This is a genomic window from Arthrobacter sp. UM1, from assembly GCF_020483305.1.
Taxonomy (GTDB): Bacteria; Actinomycetota; Actinomycetes; order Actinomycetales; family Micrococcaceae; genus Falsarthrobacter.
Map to the genome: position 1 here is coordinate 434,971 of NZ_JACWAB010000001.1, position 19,255 is coordinate 454,225.

Below are 19,255 nucleotides of genomic sequence, written 5' to 3' on the forward strand. Positions count from 1 at the left end.
GCCCCCGGAAAGTCAGGGACGCATGCCCCAGGTCTCCAGCAAGCTCCTCGTGACGACTGCACGGATGTACTACGAGGAGCTGCGCACCATGGAGTCGATCTCCCGTGAGCTCGGGACGAGCCGCTCCACCGTGTCCCGCTGGCTCAAGCAGGCGCGCGAGCGCGGCCACGTGCAGATCCGCATCCAGGAGAACGTCTCCGCGCCGGCCCAGCTCGAGCGCCAGCTGGCGAGCCGCTTCGGCGTCCGCGCCGTCGTCGCCGCCTGCCCGCCCCGGGCGAGCGATGCGGAGGCGTTCGAGACGACGGCGGCCCTCGCGGCGAGGACCATCGCCGCCGAGGTGGTGCCCGGGACGGTCCTCGGGATCGCGTGGGGCACCACGATGACCGCGGTGGCGCGCCACCTGCCGCCCAAGCGGGTTCCGGAGACGGCCGTGGTGCAGCTCAACGGCGCAGGCAACACGCAGTCGAGCGGCATCGCCTACGCGAGCGACATCCTCCGCCGGTTCTCCCAGGCCTTCGGCGCCGTCGCGGAGCAGTTCCCCGTCCCGACGTTCTTCGACCACGCCGAGACACGGGCCGCCATGTGGAGAGAGCGCTCGATCGAGCGGATCCGGGAGCTGCAGAACCGCACCACCATCGCGGTCTTCGGCATCGGCGTGCTCGGCGCGAGCAGCCCGTCCCAGGTCTACATCGGCGGCTACCTGGGCGCCGAGGACCTCGAGAGCCTCCGGGCGGACGGGGTCGCGGGCGACATCGCCACGCGCTTCTTCCGCGGTGACGGCACCTTCGAGGACATCCCGCTCAACGCGCGCTCCTCTGCCATCGAGTTCGAGGACCTCAGGCACGTCCGCAAGCGGATCTGCGTGGTCTCCTCCGCCCACAAGGCCGCCGGCGTCCGCGGGGCCCTCGCCGCCGGGCTCATCACGGACCTGGTCCTCGACGAGCGCGCCGCCCGGGCCCTCCTCGAGGACGCCGCTTTATAGACTGGCCAGATGAGCCTCTCGAACTCGAGCGCTTCCCGCATCCGCTCCTCCGCCCGCGATGAGCGCACACCGGTCTTCCACGAGATCCCGCTCGGCGGCACGCGCGTCCGCGTCGCCGAGTACCGCCTTCCCGCCCCTGCTTCGGCCTCCGCGGACGGCGTGTCCGAGTGGCCGGCCGAGGACTCCCCCGTGTTCGCCGCGGTCCACGGCTTCCGCGGGGACCACCACGGCTTCGAGCAGATCGCCTTCGCCGCCGGCGGCACCTGGCTCGTCCCGGACCTCCCGGGATTCGGCATGACGGGGCCCTTCAGGGACGGCACCGCGCACAGCGCGCAGGGCCTCTCCGGAATCGTGGAGCCCCTCGCCCGCTTCGCCGCGGCCGAGCACCCCGGCCGCCCCGTGGTGCTCGTCGGGCACTCCTTCGGCTCCGTGGTGGTCTCCCGTGCCGCCCAGGCCGTCTCCCGGCTCCATGAGGAGGGCGTCCTCGCGGGAGCCGTCCTCGTCAACCCGATCTCGGTCCCCGCCCTGACGGGGACGCCCCGGATCGCGACGGCGGCCTCCGAGCTCTACTACCTGCTCGCCACGCGCCTCCCCGCGCCCCTCGGCCTGCCCCTGGTCCGCTCCCGTCTCATCACGGACGCCATGAGCCTCATGATGCGCACGTCCTCAGAGCCCGCCGTGCGGCGCTACATCGACGAGCAGCACCGGGCCTACTTCGCAGGGTTCTCGGACCGGCAGGCGCTCGCGGAGGCCTACGCCTCCTCGATTGAGGACTCCGTCCTGGAGGCCGCCGGCGGTCTGCGCCTGCCCGTTCTGCTCGTGACCGGCGAGCGAGACGCGTTCGGCACCCCGGCGACTCAGCGGGCGCTCGCCTCGGCGCTTCCCGAGGCCCGGCTCGAGGAGATCCCCGGCGTCGGCCACCTCGTCCACTACGAGGAGGCCGACGCCGCCGCGCGGGCGGTCCTCGCCTTCGCCGCCGACCTCGCGGAGGCGCGGGCATGAGCGCGGGCACGGGACGGCGGACAGGACGGGACGGAGGCGGCGGCACGGGCGGGAACCGCCTGAAGATCGCCTTCGACGCCCGCTACACCCGCCTCGAACGGCACGACGGCATCTCGCGTTTCGGATCGAGCCTCGCGGCCGCCGCCGCCGAGCTCGCCGACGTGACGCTCATCGTCTCCGATCCGCGCCAGCTCGAGATGCTGCCGGACCTCCCCCATGTCCTTGCGAACAGCCCGACCTCGTGGCGCGAGCCGTGGGCCCTCCGGTCCCTGCGGCACCTCGACGCGGACGTGGTCTTCTCGCCGATGCAGACCATCGGAACGTGGGGCCGGCGCCACCCGCTCGTGCTCACCATCCACGACCTCATCTACTACGAGCACCCCGCGCCCCCGAAGAGCCTCCCCGCGCCCGTGCGGCTGCTGTGGCGGCTCTACCACCTCTCCTACGCGCCACAGCGGTGGCTTCTGCGCGGGGCCGACGCCGTCGCCGTCGTCTCCGAGACCACGCGCCGGCTCCTCGCGGAGCACCGGCTGACCGAGGCGCCCGTCGTCGTCGTCTCCAACGCGCCCGCGGATCTCGAGGCCGCGCGCGGCGGCGCCGAGGCGCCCGCTCTGCTCCCGGCCCCGGCGCCCGGCGGGGACTTCGTCTACATGGGCTCGTTCATGCCGTACAAGGGCGTGGAGACCCTCATCGAGGCGGCGGGGCTGCGCACGGGCGCCCGCCTCCACCTCGTGAGCCGGGCCGACGACGCGACCCGGCGCCGCCTGACCGCTCTGGCGGCGGAGAAGGGCGCGGACGTGGTCTTCCACCAGGGGCTGAGCGACGCCGACTACGCCGCCCTGCTCACGGCGTCCACGGGGCTCGTGACCGCGTCCCGCGCCGAGGGGTTCGGGCTGCCCGTGGTCGAGGCGCTCAGCCTCGGCGTGCCCGCGGCCGTGAGCGACATCCCCATCTTCCGCGAGGTGGCCGGCTCGGCCGCCGTCTTCGCGGACCCGCGCAGCGCAGCGGACATGGCGGAGGCGATGGGACGGCTCGTCGCGGAACGCGAGGAGCTCGCCTGCCGGGCGCGGCAGGAGGCGGCGCGCTACTCCTGGGAGGCCTCGGCCCGCGCCCTCGTCAAGGCCTGCGAAACGGCCATCGCCGAGCACCGCCGCAAGGCCTGAGCCGAGCCTGAGCCGACGCGCCAGCCGAGCCGGACGGCCGGAGCGGCTCGCCCTTCTCCCCGGAGGTCGTCAGAGCACTTCCGGCGGGTCGCAGCGCACGGCGACCTTCGGCGCCGAGGCCGAGGCCGCGTCGAGCACGCGCCGCGCCCGCACCGCCTCGCTGAGCCGGGCAGCGTCCCGGTATCCGAAGAGGACGAGCAGGCGGAAGACGGGCTCCTCCGCCTCCGGATCCTCCACGGGCGTCGGGCCGATCACGCGCGGTTCCCGGTCCAGCGGCCCTCCGCGGTCCAGGTCCGCCCGCACCTTCTCCCAGAACCGGCTCACCGCCTCGCTCCCGCCCGTGAGAGACACCGCGCGCACGCTCGGGGGCAGGCCCAGCTCCCGGCGCTGGTCCAAGTCCCTTCGGACGGCCGGGACGGGATCGTAGCCCACGAGGGCGTTGAGCGCCGCCGACTCCGCCACGGTGGCCACCACCTCGCCCTCAGCCCGGACGAGGGCCATGACGCGGAACCAGCGCCGCAGCGCCCGCTCGAGGGCGTGCATCGAGTTCTGCGCGAGCGTGGACTCGGCGTCCAGGACGAGCGCCGCCGCGTAGCCGGACTCCCGGCCGTCCTCCGTGAGGACCCGCGGCTCCGCCCCCGGCGTGGCGACGACGAGGGCCGGCTCCTCCCCCACGCTCTCCCGGATGGAGTCGCCCGAGCTCGCGACGACGGGGACGCCCGGGAAGGCCCGTCCCAGCTCGTCCGCCGTCCGCAGCGCGCCCGCCACAGGCTGGTAGAACTCCCGGCAGCCGCACTCCCGGCACGCGAGCTCCTCCGGGGCGCGGGCGCACCACGCGCACCGGGCACGCTTCCGGCCGTCCTCGACGGCGATGAGCACCGGTCCCTGGCACGTGGGGCACAGGGCCCGCTCTCCGCAGCGGCGGCACTTGACCACCGGCGAGTAGCCCGTGCGCGCCACGTGGACGAGCACGGGGCCGCGCTCCAGCCCCTTCCGTGCCGCCGCGAACGCGCGGGACGGGATGCGGGCGGCCTGGGCGAGGCGGTCCCGGCCCGTCTCGAACTCCGAGCCCGTGGCCGTCACACGGGGCCGCCGCGACGGGTCCGGCCGGTCCTCGACGAGCCGGGCCCAGCCGATGGCCGCGAGCCGCAGCGACTCCGCCGAGGGGCTCTGCGCCAGCGAGAGGAACGCGGCCCCGGACTCCACGGCTCTCGCCACGAGAACGTCCCGGGCGTGGATGTAGGGAGAGCGGCGCTCGGCGAGCGAGTCGTCGCCGTCGTCCCAGACGGCCACGAGCCCCACGTCCGCAAGGGGCCCGAACGCCGCCGAGCGCGTCCCGATGACCGCCTCCGCGTGCCCGGACAGGGCGCGGAGGTAGCTCCGGTAGCGGCGAGTCGGCGGGTCCTCGGCGTTGAGGCGCACGACGACGGCCTCCCGGGACTCGCCCACGCTCTCCCGTCCCAGCGCGGGTCCGAGCAACTCCGCGAGCTCGGCCTCGAGCTCCTCCAGGCGCCGCTGGTCCGGAACGACGACGACCGCCCGGCGCCCCGAGGCGAGGCAGGCACGCAACGGCTCGACGAGCGCCCCGACCCCGGCTCGGGGCAGCACGGCCACGGCCCGGGGCGAGGCCCCCTGGGCCAGGGAGTCGAGAAAGGCGCGGCCGCCCTCGCTCTCCGCGAGGCGCTGGCGGCCCTCCGCAGGAGCCCACGCGCCGAGGGCCTCGGCCGCGGCCGCGCGGACCTCCTGCGCGCTTCGTCCGTCGGCCCGAGCCTCCGCGGCCACGAAGGACGAGTCGACGGCCGCCACCCGGGGAGGGACGGCCACGCGGATGACATCGGCCACCGTGGACATCTGGCGGGCCGCGATGCGGGAGAAGAGCTCGAGCCGCTCGGGGCTCAGCACGGGGTGGGGCGAGAGGACGCGCTTGAGCGGACGGAGGGTGCGGTCCGTCTCCGGCTCGTCCGAGCGGCTCACGATCCAGCCGTTGATCTGCTGCCCGCCGAACACGAGGCGGACCTTGGCGCCTTCACACGCGTCAGCGCTGAGGGACTCCGGCACGAGGTAGTCGAAGGCGCGGTCCAGGTGCGGCACCTGCGCCTCGATCCAGACGCGGGCGTACGGGCGGTCCTCCGCGGCGTCCGGGGCAGGGCGGCGCGGGGTCCGGGGTCCCTCCCGGGAGGCGTCGAACAGCGCGGGCTCGACGTCCATGCGGATCAGCCGCCGACGGCGCGCAGGAGGTCAGCGGCCTTGTCTGTGGACTCCCACGTGAACTCGGGCAGCGTGCGGCCGAAGTGCCCGTGGGCGGCCGTCTGCCGGTAGATGGGGCGCTTGAGGTCGAGGTCCTCGATGATGCCGAGCGGCCGGAGGTCGAACACCTCGCGGACCGCCCGCTCGATCCGGACCGGGTCCACGGTCTCCGTGCCGAACGTCTCCACGTACACGCCCACCGGGGAGGCCTGGCCGATGGCGTAGGCCACCTGGAGCTCGGCGCGGCGGGCCAGGCCCGCGGCGACGATGTTCTTGGCCACCCAGCGCATCGCGTACGCGGCCGAGCGGTCCACCTTGCTCGGATCCTTCCCGGAGAACGCGCCGCCGCCGTGCCGGGCCATGCCGCCGTAGGTGTCCACGATGATCTTGCGCCCGGTCAGACCGGCGTCTCCCACCGGGCCGCCGATGACGAACGGCCCGCCCGGGTTGGTGATGACGTCCACGCCGGAGATGTCGAGGCCCTGGGTCTCGCTCGCCTCCCGGAGGATCGGATCGACCACGGCCTCGAGCAGGTCCCCGCGGAGCCGCCCCTGGTCCAGGCCCTCGGCGTGCTGCGTGGAGACGACCACCGTCTCCACCGAGACCGGGCGGTCTCCGTCATAGCCGATGGTCACCTGCGTCTTGCCGTCCGGCCGCAGCTGCGTGAGGCCTCCGTCCTCGCGGACGCTCGTGAGGCGCTCGCTGAGGCGGTGGGCCAGGTGGATGGGGGCGGGCATGAGCACGTTCGTCTCGTCCACCGCGTAGCCGAACATGATGCCCTGGTCCCCCGCGCCCTGGCGGTCCCGCTCGTCCGCGGCCCGTCCGTCCCTGGTCTCGCGCGAGGTGAAGACGCCGTCGAAGATCTCGGGAGACTGCTGGCCGATCGAGACTGAGACGCCGCACCGGGCGCCGTCGAACCCGTTGGCCGAGGAGTCGTAGCCGATGGAGAGGATGGTCTCCCGCACGATCTGCGGGATCTCCACATACGCCTCCGTGGTGACCTCGCCGGCCACGTGCACGAGGCCCGTGGTGGCCATCGTCTCCACGGCCACGCGGGAGTCCGGGTCTTTCTCAAGCATGGCATCGAGGATCGCGTCAGAGATCTGGTCGCAGATCTTGTCCGGGTGCCCCGCGGTCACCGATTCCGAGGTGAACAGGCGCAGGGAGCGGGCGTCAGATGCGGATGCGTTCGTAGAAAGGGTCACGGGCTCAAGTCTACTGGGAAGGGGAAAGACTGCTCAGGAGAGGGGTGCGGGTGCGCCGTCAGCGGACACGAGCCGGCCGAGGGCGGTGACGGCCGCGCGGGCCACCTCGTCCTTCGGTCCGGACGCGTGCACGGGGTCCGCGCCGTCCGCGAAGAGGACCGTCAGCTCGTTCTCGTCCGCGCCGAAGCCCTTGGCGAGCCCCACCTCGTTGACGCAGAGCGCGTCCACCCGCTTGCGGCGCAGCTTGGACTCGGCGTACTCGAGCACCGAGCCGTGCTCGTCCCCGGTCTCCGCGGCGAAGGCGACGAGCAGCGGCGAGCGTCCCTCTCCCCTCGCTTCAGCGAGCCCGGCGATGACGTCCGGGTTGCGCTCGAGCACGATCTGCGGGGCGTCCTCTCCGTCCCGCTTCTTGATCTTGGAGGCCTCGGTGCGCGCCGGCCGGAAGTCCGCCACGGCGGCGGCCATGACGATCGCATCCGGGCGTTCCTTGCGCACCAGGCGCTCGAGCGTCTCCTCCAGCTCCCGTGCGGTCCCGATGCGCAGCGTCCGCAGCGACTCATCCAGCGGGATCTCGACGGCGCCCGCGACAACGGTCACCTCCGCGCCCTGCTCTGCGAGGGCGCGGGCGAAGGCGAGCCCCTGCTTGCCCGAGGAGCGGTTCCCGAGGTACCGCACCGGGTCGAGCGGCTCCCGCGTGCCGCCCAGGGTGACGACGACGCTCCGGCCCGTCCACGGCGTGTTCCGGTCCGCGAGGGGCGCTCCGGTGCCGTCCGCGGCGGCCGAGCCCTCCCCCGGCTCGGGGTCCAGGTCCTCGGAGGCGGCCGCGAGGGCGGCGTCCCGGATGGCCTCGGGATCGGGCAGGCGCCCGGCTCCCGTGTCCGTGCCCGTGAGGCGGCCCACGGCGGGCTCGATCACCGCGATGCCCCGGCCGCGGAGCGTCTCCACATTGGCACGGGTCGCGGGGTTCTCCCACATCTCGGTGTGCATGGCCGGCGCCAGGACCACCGGGGCGCGCGTGGCGAGGACGGTCGAGGTGAGCAGGTCGTCCGCACGGCCCGCGGCGATGCGGGCCATGAGGTCCGCCGTCGCCGGCGCGATGACCACGAGGTCCGCCTCCTGCCCCACGCGCACATGCTGGACCTCGTCCACCGCGTCGAAGACGTCATGGCTCACGGGATGGTGGCTGAGGGCCTCCCACGTGGCGGCGCCGACGAAGTTGAGGGAGGCCCGCGTGGGGATGACCCGGACATCGTGCCCGGCCTCGGTGAAGAGGCGGAGCAGGAGCGCGGACTTGTAGGCGGCGATGCCGCCGCCGACGCCCAGGACGATCTTCATGGTCGACTCCTCAGTGTCCTCATGGCCGGTGTGCCCTCAAGGCCGGACGGTGTTCAGTGCGGGTGCGTTCTCCGGAGCAGTCCCGGAAACGAGGGAGCCGCCGGGCTGCACACCGCGGTGCGCAGTCTCCGGCGGCTCGTCTCGCTGGACGCGGACGGCTCAGGCCTGGCCGCCCTGCGGCTGGACCTCGAGGAGGCCCTCGTTGAGCTCGCGGAACGCGATGGAGAGCGGCTTCTCGTTGACCTGGGTCTCCACGAGCGGGCCGACGTACTCGAACAGGCCCTCGTGGAGCTGCGCGTAGTACGCGTTGATCTGGCGCGCACGGCGGGCGCCCTGAATGACGAGCCCGTACTTGCTGTCGGCGACCTTGAGGAGGTCGTCGATCGGCGGGTGGATGATGCCGTCGTCGGGAGTGCTCACGCAATCACTCTTTCTCGGTGAGGATTCTTTTCTGGCCTGGGGCGGTCCTACGCGGTGCGCGGAGCGATCCCCATGCTCTGGACAAGCTCTGCGGCGGCGACGTCGACGTGCTCGTTGACGATGGTCTGATCGAACTCGGACTCAGCCGCGAGCTCCAGTCTAGCGGTTTCGAGGCGGCGCTGCTGTTCTTCGGGGCTCTCCGTGCCGCGTCCCGTGAGACGCGCCACAAGCTCCTCCCAGGACGGCGGCGCGAGAAACACGAAATGCGCCCCGGGAAGGGCCTCGCGGACCTGGCGGGCCCCCTGCAGGTCGATCTCGAGGAGCACCCTCTTCCCGGCCGCGGCCGCCTCCTCCACCGTGTGCTTGAGCGTCCCGTACTTGTTGAGACCGTGGACGGTGGCCCATTCGAGGAAGGCGCCCTGCTCGATGTACTGCTCGAACTGCTCCTGCGAGAGGAAGTGGTAGTGAACCCCGTCGATCTCGCCCGGGCGCGGGCTCCGCGTCGTCGCCGAGACGGAGAGGGAGACCTCCGGGTAGTTGTCCCGCACGAAGGTGGAGACGGTGCCCTTGCCCACGGCCGTGGGACCGGCCAGGACGGTGATGCTCCCTGAGGGGGCTGGCTTGCTCATGTGCTCCTCGTTCTCGCGGCAGGGTCGCCGGGCACCGCTCCGGGCGCCTCCGGCATGTCACCCGAGTCTAGTCGACGGCCTGGCGCCCGGCCCGGCTGCGGCCTTGCGGAGGGCGGCGGCCCGGCCTGCCGCGTGAGGCGAGCTCACCGGCGGGTCCGGCTGCCCCCCCTGCTCTCAGAGGCTCGCGCGCACCTCGCGGAAGCGCTCGAGCATGCCGCCCTCGCGCGCGCCGTGCTTGAGGATGTCCCGGCTGCTCGGCGCGAGCACCTTGCGGTAGTCCTCGCCGAAGGACCGCTTGAGGTCCTCCGCCGTGGCGCCCTGGGCGCCGAGGCCCGGCGTGAGGAAGGAGCCCTCGACGGCGCCGAGGTCGATCCCCAGCTCCGCCGCCGCGCCCGCCGTCGTCGCCCCGATGACGAGCCCCACGTGGCCGCCCGTCCGGCTCTCGGCCGCCGCCGCGTCGATGACGCCCTTGGCCACGGACTCGGAGCCGCCCCGGTGCTGGACGCTCGCGCCTTCGGGGTTGGAGGTGAGGGCCAGGACGTAGACGCCCTTGCCGCGCTCCCGCGCCAGGTCGAGGGCCGGGCGCAGGGACTCGAAGCCGAGGTACGGGGAGAGCGTCACGGCGTCCGCTTCGAGCGCCGAGCCCTCCCCCAGCCAGGCGTCCGCGTAGCCGGCCATCGTGGAGCCGATGTCCCCGCGCTTGGCGTCGGCGAGGACGAGGGCGCCCTTCTGCCGCAGCGCGCCCATCGTCTCCTCGAGGACCGCAAACCCCTGGGACCCGAAGCGCTCGAAGAAGGAGACCTGCGGCTTGAAGACCGCGGCCTCGTCCCCGAGCTCCTCGACGACGCGCCGGGAGAACTCCCGCAGCGAGGCGATGTCGTCCTTCAGCCCCCACGCCTCGAGCAGCGAGGCGTGGGGGTCGATGCCCACGCAGAGGCGGCCGCGCTCGGCGACCGTCTCCGCCACGCGATCCCGGTACGAGGGCCGGCCCGTCACGCCCGCGCGCCCTTCGCGCCGGAGCGGCGGCGCTCCGCGTGGGCCGCGGCGGCCTCGGCGAGGGTGGCGGCGTGCTCCTGGAGGCTCTTGACGGACCACTCGAAGGTCCGCTGCGCCTCGATGGCCTGCACGGCCGCGCCGAGCTCCGCCGTCGTCGTGATGATCGGCAGGCCGAAGGACGTGGCGGCCGCGCGGATCTCGTAGCCGTCCCCGCGGGCAGCGCCGCCCGACGGCGTGTTGACGATCATCGAGACCGCGCCCTCGTTGATGAGGTCCACGACGGTGGTGTCGCCGTGCTCCACGACCTTCGCGACCACGGTGGCCTCGACGCCGTTGCGGCGCAGGACGTCCGCCGTCCCGCCCGTGGAGACGATCTCGAAGCCGAGGTCCACGAGCCGGCGCACCGGCATGATCATGGCGCGCTTGTCCCGGTTGGCCACGGAGACGAACACCTTGCCGCCCTTGGGCAGCGGGTTCATCGCCGCGGACTGGGACTTGGCGAAGGCGGTGTCGAAGTACTTGTCGATGCCCATGACCTCGCCCGTGGAGCGCATCTCCGGGCCGAGGAGGGAGTCCACGACCTTGCCCTCGTGCGTCCGGAAGCGGCTGAACGGCAGCACGGCCTCCTTGACGGAAACCGACGCGCCCGGCGGGAGGGAGGACCCGTCCCCTTCCGGCAGCAGCCGGCCCGAGGCGCGGAGGGAGTCCACGGTCTCCCCCACGCCGATGAGCGCCGCGGCCTTGGCGAGCTGGACGCCTGTGGCCTTCGAGACGAACGGCACGGTCCGGGAGGCGCGCGGATTCGCCTCGAGCACGTAGAGCACGTCCGAGGCGAGGGCGAACTGGATGTTGATGAGCCCGCGCACGCCCACGCCGCGCGCGATCTCCTCCGTGGCCTTGGCCACGCGCTGCACCACCTCGCTGCTCAGCGTGATGGGCGGCAGGACGCAGGACGAGTCGCCGGAGTGGATGCCGGCCTCCTCGATGTGCTCCATGACGCCGCCGATGTAGACGTCCGTGCCGTCGAAGAGCGCGTCCACGTCGATCTCCACCGCGTCCTCGAGGAAGCGGTCGATGAGCACCGGGTGGTCCTCGGTGATCTCCGTGGCGTTCTCGATGTACCGGGCGAGGCTCTCCTCGGTGTACACGATCTCCATGCCGCGCCCGCCGAGGACGTAGGACGGGCGGACGAGGACGGGGTAGCCGATCTCGTCCGCGATCCTCTTGGCCTGCTCGAAGGAGACGGCGGTGCCGTTCTTCGGCGAGATGAGGCCCGCGTCGTCGAGCACCCGGGCGAAGGCGCCGCGGTGCTCCGCGAGGTCGATCGCCTCGGGGCTCGTGCCGAGGATCGGGACGCCGGCGGCCTTGAGCTCCATCGCGAGCTTGAGCGGGGTCTGCCCGCCGAGCTGCACGTAGACGCCCTTGACGCCTCCCGTGCGGCGCTCGGCCTCGATGACCTCGAGGACGTCCTCGAGCGTGAGCGGCTCGAAGTAGAGGCGGGTGGAGATGTCGTAGTCCGTCGAGACCGTCTCCGGGTTGCAGTTGACCATGACGGTCTCGTATCCGGCCTCGCGGAGCGCCATCGTGGCGTGGACGCAGGAGTAGTCGAACTCGATGCCCTGGCCGATCCTGTTCGGGCCGGAGCCCAGGATGATGATCGACTCGCCCGAGTGCTCGGCGATCTCGTCCTCGCGGTCGTACGAGCTGTAGTGGTACGGCGTGAACGCGGGGAACTCGGCGGCGCACGTGTCCACGGTCTTGAAGACCGGGCGGATGCCGAGCGCGCCGCGGACGCCGCGGACCACGGCCTCGTCCATCTTGGCGAGGACGCCGATCTGCGCGTCGGAGAAGCCGTGGCGCTTGGCCTTGCGCAGCAGCGGGGCGGTGAGGTGCCGGGCGTCCCGGACCTCCTCCGCGATCTCGGCGAGGAGCTGCAGCTGGTCGAGGAACCACGGGTCGATCCCCGTGGACGCGTAGAGCTGCTCGATGCTCGCGCCCGAGGCGATGGCCGTGACCACCTGCTGCAGGCGGCCCGTGGTGGGCCGCGCTGAGTCGAGGACGAGCTGGTCCCTCTCGTCGTCGTCGGCAGCGGGCGTGAAGTCCAGCTCCGCGCCCTTCTGCTCGAGCGAGCGGAGCGCCTTCTGGAGGGCCTCGGTGAAGCTGCGGCCGATGGCCATGGCCTCGCCCACCGACTTCATCGTCGTCGTGAGCGTGTCGTCCGCCGCCGGGAACTTCTCGAAGGCGAAGCGCGGCACCTTGACCACCACGTAGTCGAGGGTCGGCTCGAAGCTCGCCGGCGTCTTCTGCGTGATGTCGTTCGGGATCTCGTCCAGCGTGTAGCCGAGCGAGAGCTTCGTGGCGATCTTCGCGATCGCGAAGCCCGTGGCCTTGGAGGCGAGGGCCGAGGAGCGGGAGACGCGCGGGTTCATCTCGATGACGACGACGCGGCCCGTCTTGGGGTCCACTGCGAACTGGATGTTGCAGCCGCCCGTGTCCACGCCGACCTCGCGGATGACGTTGATCGCGATGTCCCGCAGCTTCTGGTACTCGCGGTCCGTCAGCGTCATGGCCGGGGCCACCGTGATCGAGTCGCCCGTGTGCACGCCCACCGGATCGAAGTTCTCGATGGAGCAGACGACGACGACGTTGTCCTTCGCGTCCCTCATCATCTCGAGCTCGTACTCCTTCCACCCGAGGATGGACTCCTCGAGGAGGACCTCGCTCGTGGGGCTGTACTGGATGCCCGCGCCCGCGATGCGGCGCAGGTCCTCCGGAGTGTACGCGAGGCCCGAGCCGAGGCCGCCCATGGTGAAGGAGGGGCGGACGACGAGGGGGTAGCCGAGCTTCTCCGCGGCCGCGAAGGCCTCGTCGAGGCTGTGGACGATCTCGGAGCGCGCGGACTCGGCGCCCGAGCGCTCGACGACGCCCTTGAACTTCTCGCGGTCCTCGCCGAGCTCGATCGCGGCGATGTTGGCGCCGATGAGCTCCGCGCCGTACTTCGCGAGCGTCCCGTCCTTGTCCAGGGCGATGGCCGTGTTGAGGGCCGTCTGCCCGCCGAGGGTCGGGAGGATCGCGTCCGGCCGCTCCTTCTCGATGATCTTGGCGACCACCTCGGGGGTGATCGGCTCGAGGTAGGTGGCGTCCGCGAGCTCCGGGTCCGTCATGATCGTGGCCGGATTGGAGTTGACGAGGATGACGCGCATGCCCTCGTCCTTGAGCACGCGGAGGGCCTGCGTGCCGGAGTAGTCGAACTCGGCGGCCTGGCCGATGACGATCGGCCCGGAGCCGATGACGAGAACGGAGGAGAGATCCTGGCGCTTCGGCATTACTTCACCTTCTTGGTCGATGCGGAGCCCATGAGCTCGATGAAACGGTCGAACAGGTAGGCCGCGTCATGGGGGCCAGCGGCGGCCTCCGGGTGGTACTGGACGGAGAACGCGGGGATGTCGAGGCACTCGAGGCCCTCCACCACGTCGTCGTTGAGGCTGATGTGCGAGACCCGCACCCGCCCGTAGTCTCCGTGCGGGGCCCGAGTGGGCTCTCCCTTCGGCGCGTCCACGGCGAAGCCGTGGTTCTGCGCCGTGATCTCCACCTTGCCCGTGGTGAGGTCCATGACGGGCTGGTTGATGCCGCGGTGGCCGTACGGGAGCTTGTACGTCCCGAAGCCGAGCGCGCGGCCGAGGATCTGGTTGCCGAAGCAGATGCCGAAGTACGGGATCCCTGCGTCCAGCACCCGGCGCAGCAGCTCGATCTGCTCCACGGCCGTCTGCGGGTCGCCCGGGCCGTTGGACATGAAGAACCCGTCCGGGCCCACGGCCGTCACGTCCTCGAAGGAGGCCGTGGCCGGCAGCACGTGGACGCGCACGCCGCGCTCGGCCATCCGGACGGGCGTCATCGCCTTGAGACCGAGGTCCACGGCGACGACGTCCGCCACCGGCTCCCCCTCCCAGCCGTGGTCCTTCGGCTCGACGACGTAGGCGCTCTCCGCCGTCACGCCCTCGGCGAGCTTGGCGCCGCTCATCTGGGGCGCGGACGTGACGCGCTCGAGCAGCTCGCTCACCGGGCGCTGCGCCGCCTCGCCGGAGAAGATGCCGGCGCGCATCGTGGCGTGCTCGCGCAGGTGCCGGGTGATCGCGCGGGTGTCGATCCCGGAGATGCCGACGACGCCGTCCTTGACGAGCTCCTCGTCCAGGGTGCGCTGGCTGCGCCAGTTGGACGGCCGGCGGGCGGGGTCCCGGACGACGTAGCCGGCCACCCAGATGCGGCGGGACTCCGCGTCCTCGTCGTTGACGCCCGTGTTGCCGATGTGCGGGGCCGTCTGGACGACGATCTGCCGCGCGTAGGACGGGTCCGTCAGGGTCTCCTGGTAGCCGGTCATGCCCGTCGAGAAGACGATCTCGCCGAGCGTCTCGCCGCGGGCGCCGTAGGCGTCCCCCTCGAACGTGACGCCGTCCTCGAGGACGAGGACAGCCCGGTCTCCGCGGCCGGGGGCCGGGGTTCGCGTGTCGTTACTCATGGTCGTCAAACTCCTGGTGATGAGCGGATCCCTGGGTGGAGGGCTCGTGGAAACGGACGATGTGCGGGTAGAGCTCGCGGGCCGCGTCGACGAACCGCTGGGTGTCCGAGGCGTAGCGGGCGCGGAACCCGGACGTGACCATGTCCGAGCCGAGCAGCCACGTCACGGTGATGAGGCCCTTCTTCTCGACGAACTTGCCCACGATCCCGTCTCCCCGCTCGACGTGGACGAGGTCGTGGGACGGGATGAAGAAGTCGGTGTCGGCGCTGCGGGCGAGGACGATCCCGCTCGGCAGCACCTCGAGCGAGCCGAGGCTCTTGACGCCGAGGCCGTAGCGGCCGACCCGCTCGAAGGAGCGGTCCGCGAGGGTCGTGGAGACGTACTCCCCCTCGACCGCGAGCACCGGCGTGCGGGACTCGCACGGCACCTGGTTGGCCGGCTCGAGCTCCGAAGGCGTGCGGAGGCGCCGGAGGAACGAGAGGACGATGAGCGAGCAGACCGCCGCGACGCAGAGGCCCCCGACGATGAGGGACAGAACGGGAGTGCTCATGCTCACCGCGCCGCCGGGTGGGCCGTGGCGAGCTCGCCGTCCAGCACAGTCGGGTGCCCGTGGAACAGGGTCGCGACGACGCGCGCCGGCAGCTCCATCCCGTGGAACGGCGAGTTCCGGCCCTTCGTGGCCATCGCGCTCGCGTCCACCGTCCGCGAGGCCTCCGGGTCCACGAGGGTGATGTTCGCCGGGGAGCCGACGGCGAGGCTCTGGCCCTGGTCGGCCAGGCCGCCGATCCGCGCCGGCGTCGTCGACATGATCTCCGCGAGGCGGTCCCAGCCGATGAGGCCCGTCTCCACGAGGGTCTTGACCACGACGCTGAGGGCCGTCTCGAGGCCCGTCATCCCCATGGCCGCCTGGGTCCACTCGCAGGACTTCGTGTTCTCGGTGTGCGGGGCGTGGTCCGTGCCGATGACGTCGATGACGCCGTCCGCGACGGCCTGCCGCAGCGCCTCGACGTCCTTGCGGGTGCGCAGCGGCGGATTCACCTTGTACACCGGGTTGAACGACTCGACGAGCTCGTCCGTGAGGAGGAGGTGGTGCGGGGTGACCTCGGCGGTCACGTTGATCCCGCGCGACTTGGCCCAGCGAATGACCTCCACGGAGCCCGCCGTCGAGACGTGGCAGACGTGCAGGCGGGAGGAGACGTGGTCCGCCAGGAGGACATCCCGGGCGATGACCGCCTCCTCGGCGACGGCGGGCCAGCCGACGAGGCCCAGGGTCGCGGAGACGTCTCCCTCGTTCATCTGGGCGCCCTCAGTGAGGCGGGGCTCCTGGGCGTGCTGGGCCACGAAGCCGTCGAAGGCCTTGACGTACTCGAGCGCCCGGCGCATGATCGCGGCGTCGTGCACGCACATGCCGTCGTCGGAGAACATGCGCACGGCGGCCGTGGAGTCCGCCATCGCGCCGAGGTCCGCGAGCTGCTCGCCCGCGAGGCCCTTCGTCACGGCCCCCACCGGACGGACCTCCGCCCATCCGGCCGCGCGGGCCGCGGTGTAGACCTGCTCGACGACGCCCGCGGAGTCCGCCACCGGCGTGGAGTTGGCCATGGCGAAGACCGCCGTGAAGCCGCCCTTGGCGGCCGCCTGGGTCCCGGTGAGGACCGTCTCGGCGGCCTCCTTGCCGGGCTCGCGGAGGTGGACGTGGAGGTCCACGAATCCGGGGAGGGCGATGAGGCCCTCGGCGTCGATGACACGGGCGTCCTCCGGGGCTTCGACGGCGCCGGGCGCGCCGACCTCGGCGATGAGGCCGTCTGTGACGAGGAGGTCCTGGGGCTCGGCGCCGAGCACGCGGGCGCCGCGGATGAGCACAGAGCCCTGGGCCGGGCCGAACTGGGAGACAGAGGCTGCGTCACGCATGGGAGGAGTCCTTTCCGGCGGAGGCGGGGGCGGCGTCGGTGGCCACGTGGTAGAGGGCGGCCATGCGCATGGACACGCCGTGCGCCACCTGGTCGAGGATGCGCGACTGGGGCGAGTCCGCCGCCGTCGAGCTGATCTCGAGGCCGCGGTTCATCGGGCCGGGGTGCATGACGATGACCTCGTCCTCCCGGCCTTCGACCAGCCGGCGGAAACGGGAGTCACTGAGGCCCCAGCGGCTCGTGTACTCCCCCGCCGAGGGGAAGTAGGCCGAGTTCATGCGCTCGGCCTGGATGCGGAGCATCATGACGACGTCGGGCTTGGCCGCCAGCGCCTCGTCCAGGCTGTACGTGACCTCGCACGGCCAGGCGCCCACGCCGTGGGGCACGAGCGTGGGCGGCGCGACGAGGGTGACGCGGGCGCCGAGCGCGGAGAGCATCCACACGTTCGAGCGGACCACGCGGGAGTGGAGGACGTCCCCCACAATGACCACGCGGAGGCCCTGGAGGTCTGTCCCCACCGGGGAGACGCCGTCCCGCTCGGCCTTGAACCGGCGCATGGTCATGGCGTCGAGCAGCGCCTGCGTGGGGTGCTCGTGGGTGCCGTCACCGGCGTTGACCACGTGCGCGTCCGTCCAGCCCGAGTCGGCGAGCAGCTTGGCCGCGCCGGAGCTCGGGTGCCGCATGACGATGACGTCCGCGCCGATCGCCTCGAGCGTCTGCACCGTGTCCTTGAGGGACTCGCCCTTGGAGACAGAGCTGCCCTTGGCCGCGAAGTTGATGACGTCCGCGGAGAGGCGCTTCGCCGCGGCCTCGAACGAGACGCGCGTGCGGGTGGAGTCCTCGAAGAAGAGGTTGACCACGGTCCGGCCCCGGAGGGCGGGAATCTTCTTGACGTCGCGTGTCTGGACCTCGGCCATGGACTCGCCGGTGTCGAGGAGGGAGACGATCTCCGCTGTGGAGAGGTCCCGTGCAGAGAGGAGATGCCTCATCGGGCCTCACCTCCGCGGGCGTCCGAGCCGTCCACGATGGAGACCCAGTTGCGGCCCTCGCCGTCGGACTCCTCGAGGCGCACGGTGACGCGCTCCTGAGAGGAGGAGGGGAGGTTGCGGCCCACGTGGTCCGCGCGGATCGGGAGCTCGCGGTGTCCGCGATCCACGAGGACCGCGAGGCGGACGCGGGCGGGGCGGCCGAGCTCCACGAGGGCGTCGAGCGCCGCGCGGATGGTCCGGCCGGAGTAGAGGACGTCGTCCACGAGGACCACGGTCTTGCCGTCGATCCCCGCCTCCGGGATGAACGTGGGCTTCGGCTCGCGGAAGCCCGCCGAGTGCAGGTCGTCCCGGTACATCGTCACATCGAGCTGGCCGACGATCTGCTCCGGATCCACCTCCGGTGCGGAGGCCGCGATCCGGCGCGCGAGGCGCTGGGCCAGCGGATAGCCTCGGGAGGCGATGCCGAGCAGGACGAGGTCCTCCACGCCCTTGTTCGCCTCGATGATCTCGAACGCCATGCGGGTCACCGCACGGTCGATCTCTGCGGCGGAGAGCACCTGGCGGCCTTCGGGCGCCGGCGTCTCCGCGCTCTGGTCTCGGTCGCTGCCGACCATGGAACCACGTCCTTCCCCGCCTCACGGGACGGTCCTTAAAGGGTGTTCGATCAGAACTGGCTATTCGATTGTGCGGGCTGCGCGCCCTGTCCGGGTCCAGCCTACGCCACTCGCCGGCGGCCGGACGCCGCGAGGCCCGGCCGCCGTCGGGAGCCCCTCCGTCAGGGGGCCGTCCGTCAGGAGGCCCTCCGTCAGGGGGTTGGGCCGACGATGCTCGGCTTCAGCGACTGGAGCCGCGAGAGCAGACCGTTGACGAAGGAGGGCGACTCGTCCGTGGACAGCTCCCTGGCGATGTCCGTGGCCTCCTTGACCGCGACGGCCTCCGGGACGTTCTCCGGGTCCCCGTAGAGGACCTCCCATGCGCCGACGCGCAGGACGGCGCGGTCCACGTTCGGCATGCGGTCCAGCGTCCAGCCGCGGGAGTACGTGGAGAGCAGCTCGTCGATCTCGTCCCGGTGCTCGGCGACGCCGAGGACGATCCGGCGCGTCAGCGGGTTGATGGACTGCTCCGTCTGCGCGAGGCGGAGCTCCATGATCTCCGTGACGGACGCCTGCTTGGCGTCTGCCTCGAAGAGGATGTCCACCGCGCGGCGACGGGCCTTGCCGCGAGAGGTGACGTAGGGGCTCACTCGGAGACTCGACCGAGGTAGTCGCCGCTGCGGGTGTCCACCTTGACCTTGGTGTTCTGCTCCACGAAGAGCGGAACCTGGATGGTGTGGCCGGTCTCGAGGGTGGCCGGCTTGGTGCCCGCGGAGGAGCGGTCTCCCTGGAGGCCCGGCTCGGTGTAGGTGATCTCGAGGACCACCGACGGCGGGAGCTCGAGGTAGAGCGCCGAGCCCTCGTACATGGCGATCGTGGCCATCTGGCCCTCGAGCATGTAGTTCGCGGCGTCGCCGACCACAGCGCCCGGGATGGTGAGCTGGTCGTAGTCGCTCGTGTCCATGAACACGTAGTCCTCGCCGTCCTGGTACAGGTACTGGTAGTCCCGGCGGTCCACCGTGGCGGTCTCGACCTTGGCGCCTGCGTTGAACGTCTTGTCCACGACCTTGCCCGAGAGCACGTTGCGCAGCTTCGTGCGGACGAAGGCGCCGCCCTTGCCCGGCTTGACGTGCTGGAACTCGAGAACGCTCCAGAGGTTGCCCTCGAGCTTGAGAACGGTGCCGTTCTTGATGTCGTTGGTAGTCGCCACGAATCTCTCTCTTCAGTCTCGGTTGCGCGCCGCCCGCAGGCGGCGAAGTCTGGCCACGGCC

Annotated in this window: 17 protein-coding genes; 3 read left to right on the forward strand and 14 right to left on the reverse strand. The window is 72.1% G+C overall.

The features are described 5' to 3' along the window. The first annotated feature begins 22 nt into the window (after nt 1–22). Genes H9I38_RS02035 through H9I38_RS02045 form a run of 3 tightly spaced genes read left to right on the forward strand, consistent with a single transcriptional unit; the run spans nt 23 to nt 3,147 of the window. The gene (locus H9I38_RS02035) at nt 23–982 is read left to right on the forward strand and encodes a sugar-binding transcriptional regulator (protein ID WP_226336952.1); all 960 of its coding nucleotides are present in this window, start codon (nt 23–25) and stop codon (nt 980–982) included. Between the two features lie 9 nt (nt 983–991). After that, nucleotides 992–1,984 (forward strand): alpha/beta fold hydrolase, encoded by a 993-nt coding sequence (locus tag H9I38_RS02040; RefSeq protein ID WP_226336953.1) that lies wholly within the window; start codon nt 992–994, stop codon nt 1,982–1,984. Next, the gene (locus H9I38_RS02045) at nt 1,981–3,147 is read left to right on the forward strand and encodes a glycosyltransferase family 1 protein (RefSeq protein ID WP_319002163.1); all 1,167 of its coding nucleotides are present in this window, start codon (nt 1,981–1,983) and stop codon (nt 3,145–3,147) included. The genes H9I38_RS02040 and H9I38_RS02045 overlap by 4 nt, the downstream gene beginning before the upstream one ends. A 69-nt stretch (nt 3,148–3,216) precedes the next feature. Here H9I38_RS02045 and H9I38_RS02050 read toward each other — a convergent pair whose 3' ends face one another. The 14 genes from H9I38_RS02050 to efp all read right to left on the reverse strand — a co-directional run bounded on the left by H9I38_RS02050 (nt 3,217) and on the right by efp (nt 19,194). Further along, on the reverse strand, nt 3,217–5,355 hold the full coding sequence (locus tag H9I38_RS02050) for a primosomal protein N' (protein WP_226336954.1): 2,139 nt from the start codon (nt 5,353–5,355) through the stop codon (nt 3,217–3,219). 5 nt (nt 5,356–5,360) lie between these two features. Next, complete coding sequence (gene metK, locus H9I38_RS02055; protein WP_226336955.1) at nt 5,361–6,599, reverse strand: methionine adenosyltransferase; 1,239 nt, start codon at nt 6,597–6,599, stop codon at nt 5,361–5,363. Nucleotides 6,600–6,632: 33 nt separating this feature from the next. Continuing rightward, complete coding sequence (locus H9I38_RS02060) at nt 6,633–7,934, reverse strand: bifunctional phosphopantothenoylcysteine decarboxylase/phosphopantothenate synthase (protein WP_226336956.1); 1,302 nt, start codon at nt 7,932–7,934, stop codon at nt 6,633–6,635. A 159-nt stretch (nt 7,935–8,093) separates the two neighbouring features. Continuing rightward, on the reverse strand, nt 8,094–8,354 hold the full coding sequence (gene rpoZ / locus H9I38_RS02065; protein WP_226336957.1) for a DNA-directed RNA polymerase subunit omega: 261 nt from the start codon (nt 8,352–8,354) through the stop codon (nt 8,094–8,096). A 47-nt stretch (nt 8,355–8,401) separates the two neighbouring features. After that, nucleotides 8,402–8,983, reverse strand: coding sequence for a guanylate kinase (gene gmk, locus H9I38_RS02070; RefSeq protein ID WP_226336958.1), 582 nt, complete (start codon nt 8,981–8,983; stop codon nt 8,402–8,404). A gap of 174 nt (nt 8,984–9,157) precedes the next feature. Further along, the gene (pyrF, locus tag H9I38_RS02075) at nt 9,158–9,979 is read right to left on the reverse strand and encodes an orotidine-5'-phosphate decarboxylase (RefSeq protein WP_226336959.1); all 822 of its coding nucleotides are present in this window, start codon (nt 9,977–9,979) and stop codon (nt 9,158–9,160) included. Beyond that, nucleotides 9,976–13,305: a carbamoyl-phosphate synthase large subunit gene (gene carB, locus H9I38_RS02080; protein ID WP_226336960.1), complete on the reverse strand. Its 3,330-nt coding sequence runs from the start codon at nt 13,303–13,305 to the stop codon at nt 9,976–9,978. The genes pyrF and carB overlap by 4 nt, the downstream gene beginning before the upstream one ends. After that, nucleotides 13,305–14,495, reverse strand: coding sequence for a glutamine-hydrolyzing carbamoyl-phosphate synthase small subunit (carA, locus tag H9I38_RS02085; RefSeq protein WP_226336961.1), 1,191 nt, complete (start codon nt 14,493–14,495; stop codon nt 13,305–13,307). Before carA ends, carB begins: the two co-directional genes overlap by 1 nt. Then, nucleotides 14,488–15,045: a hypothetical protein gene (locus tag H9I38_RS02090; protein ID WP_226336962.1), complete on the reverse strand. Its 558-nt coding sequence runs from the start codon at nt 15,043–15,045 to the stop codon at nt 14,488–14,490. The genes carA and H9I38_RS02090 overlap by 8 nt, the downstream gene beginning before the upstream one ends. Nucleotides 15,046–15,047: 2 nt before the next feature. After that, a complete protein-coding gene (locus tag H9I38_RS02095) occupies nt 15,048–16,403 on the reverse strand; it encodes a dihydroorotase (protein ID WP_226336963.1) in 1,356 nt (451 codons plus the stop codon). Next, nucleotides 16,396–17,391 (reverse strand): aspartate carbamoyltransferase catalytic subunit, encoded by a 996-nt coding sequence (locus H9I38_RS02100; RefSeq protein ID WP_226336964.1) that lies wholly within the window; start codon nt 17,389–17,391, stop codon nt 16,396–16,398. The genes H9I38_RS02095 and H9I38_RS02100 overlap by 8 nt, the downstream gene beginning before the upstream one ends. Beyond that, entirely contained in the window at nt 17,388–18,005 is a 618-nt protein-coding gene (pyrR, locus tag H9I38_RS02105) for a bifunctional pyr operon transcriptional regulator/uracil phosphoribosyltransferase PyrR (protein WP_226336965.1), read from the reverse strand. The genes H9I38_RS02100 and pyrR overlap by 4 nt, the downstream gene beginning before the upstream one ends. Nucleotides 18,006–18,196: 191 nt before the next feature. Then, complete coding sequence (gene nusB / locus H9I38_RS02110; RefSeq protein WP_226336966.1) at nt 18,197–18,634, reverse strand: transcription antitermination factor NusB; 438 nt, start codon at nt 18,632–18,634, stop codon at nt 18,197–18,199. Continuing rightward, complete coding sequence (efp, locus tag H9I38_RS02115; RefSeq protein ID WP_226336967.1) at nt 18,631–19,194, reverse strand: elongation factor P; 564 nt, start codon at nt 19,192–19,194, stop codon at nt 18,631–18,633. The genes nusB and efp overlap by 4 nt, the downstream gene beginning before the upstream one ends. Nucleotides 19,195–19,255: the final 61 nt, after the last annotated feature.

What these genes read in the sequence shown, in the direction of transcription:
- carA (WP_226336961.1), bottom strand. Translation starts at nt 14,495, where the DNA reads ATGAGTAACGACACGCGAACCCCGGCCCCCGGCCGCGGAGACCGGGCT.
- H9I38_RS02050 (WP_226336954.1), bottom strand. Translation starts at nt 5,355, where the DNA reads ATGGACGTCGAGCCCGCGCTGTTCGACGCCTCCCGGGAGGGACCCCGG.
- H9I38_RS02095 (WP_226336963.1), bottom strand. Translation starts at nt 16,403, where the DNA reads ATGCGTGACGCAGCCTCTGTCTCCCAGTTCGGCCCGGCCCAGGGCTCT.
- H9I38_RS02045 (WP_319002163.1), top strand. Translation starts at nt 1,981, where the DNA reads ATGAGCGCGGGCACGGGACGGCGGACAGGACGGGACGGAGGCGGCGGC.
- H9I38_RS02100 (WP_226336964.1), bottom strand. Translation starts at nt 17,391, where the DNA reads ATGAGGCATCTCCTCTCTGCACGGGACCTCTCCACAGCGGAGATCGTC.
- H9I38_RS02035 (WP_226336952.1), top strand. Translation starts at nt 23, where the DNA reads ATGCCCCAGGTCTCCAGCAAGCTCCTCGTGACGACTGCACGGATGTAC.
- carB (WP_226336960.1), bottom strand. Translation starts at nt 13,305, where the DNA reads ATGCCGAAGCGCCAGGATCTCTCCTCCGTTCTCGTCATCGGCTCCGGG.
- gmk (WP_226336958.1), bottom strand. Translation starts at nt 8,983, where the DNA reads ATGAGCAAGCCAGCCCCCTCAGGGAGCATCACCGTCCTGGCCGGTCCC.
- H9I38_RS02040 (WP_226336953.1), top strand. Translation starts at nt 992, where the DNA reads ATGAGCCTCTCGAACTCGAGCGCTTCCCGCATCCGCTCCTCCGCCCGC.
- H9I38_RS02060 (WP_226336956.1), bottom strand. Translation starts at nt 7,934, where the DNA reads ATGAAGATCGTCCTGGGCGTCGGCGGCGGCATCGCCGCCTACAAGTCC.
- pyrR (WP_226336965.1), bottom strand. Translation starts at nt 18,005, where the DNA reads ATGGTCGGCAGCGACCGAGACCAGAGCGCGGAGACGCCGGCGCCCGAA.
- H9I38_RS02090 (WP_226336962.1), bottom strand. Translation starts at nt 15,045, where the DNA reads ATGAGCACTCCCGTTCTGTCCCTCATCGTCGGGGGCCTCTGCGTCGCG.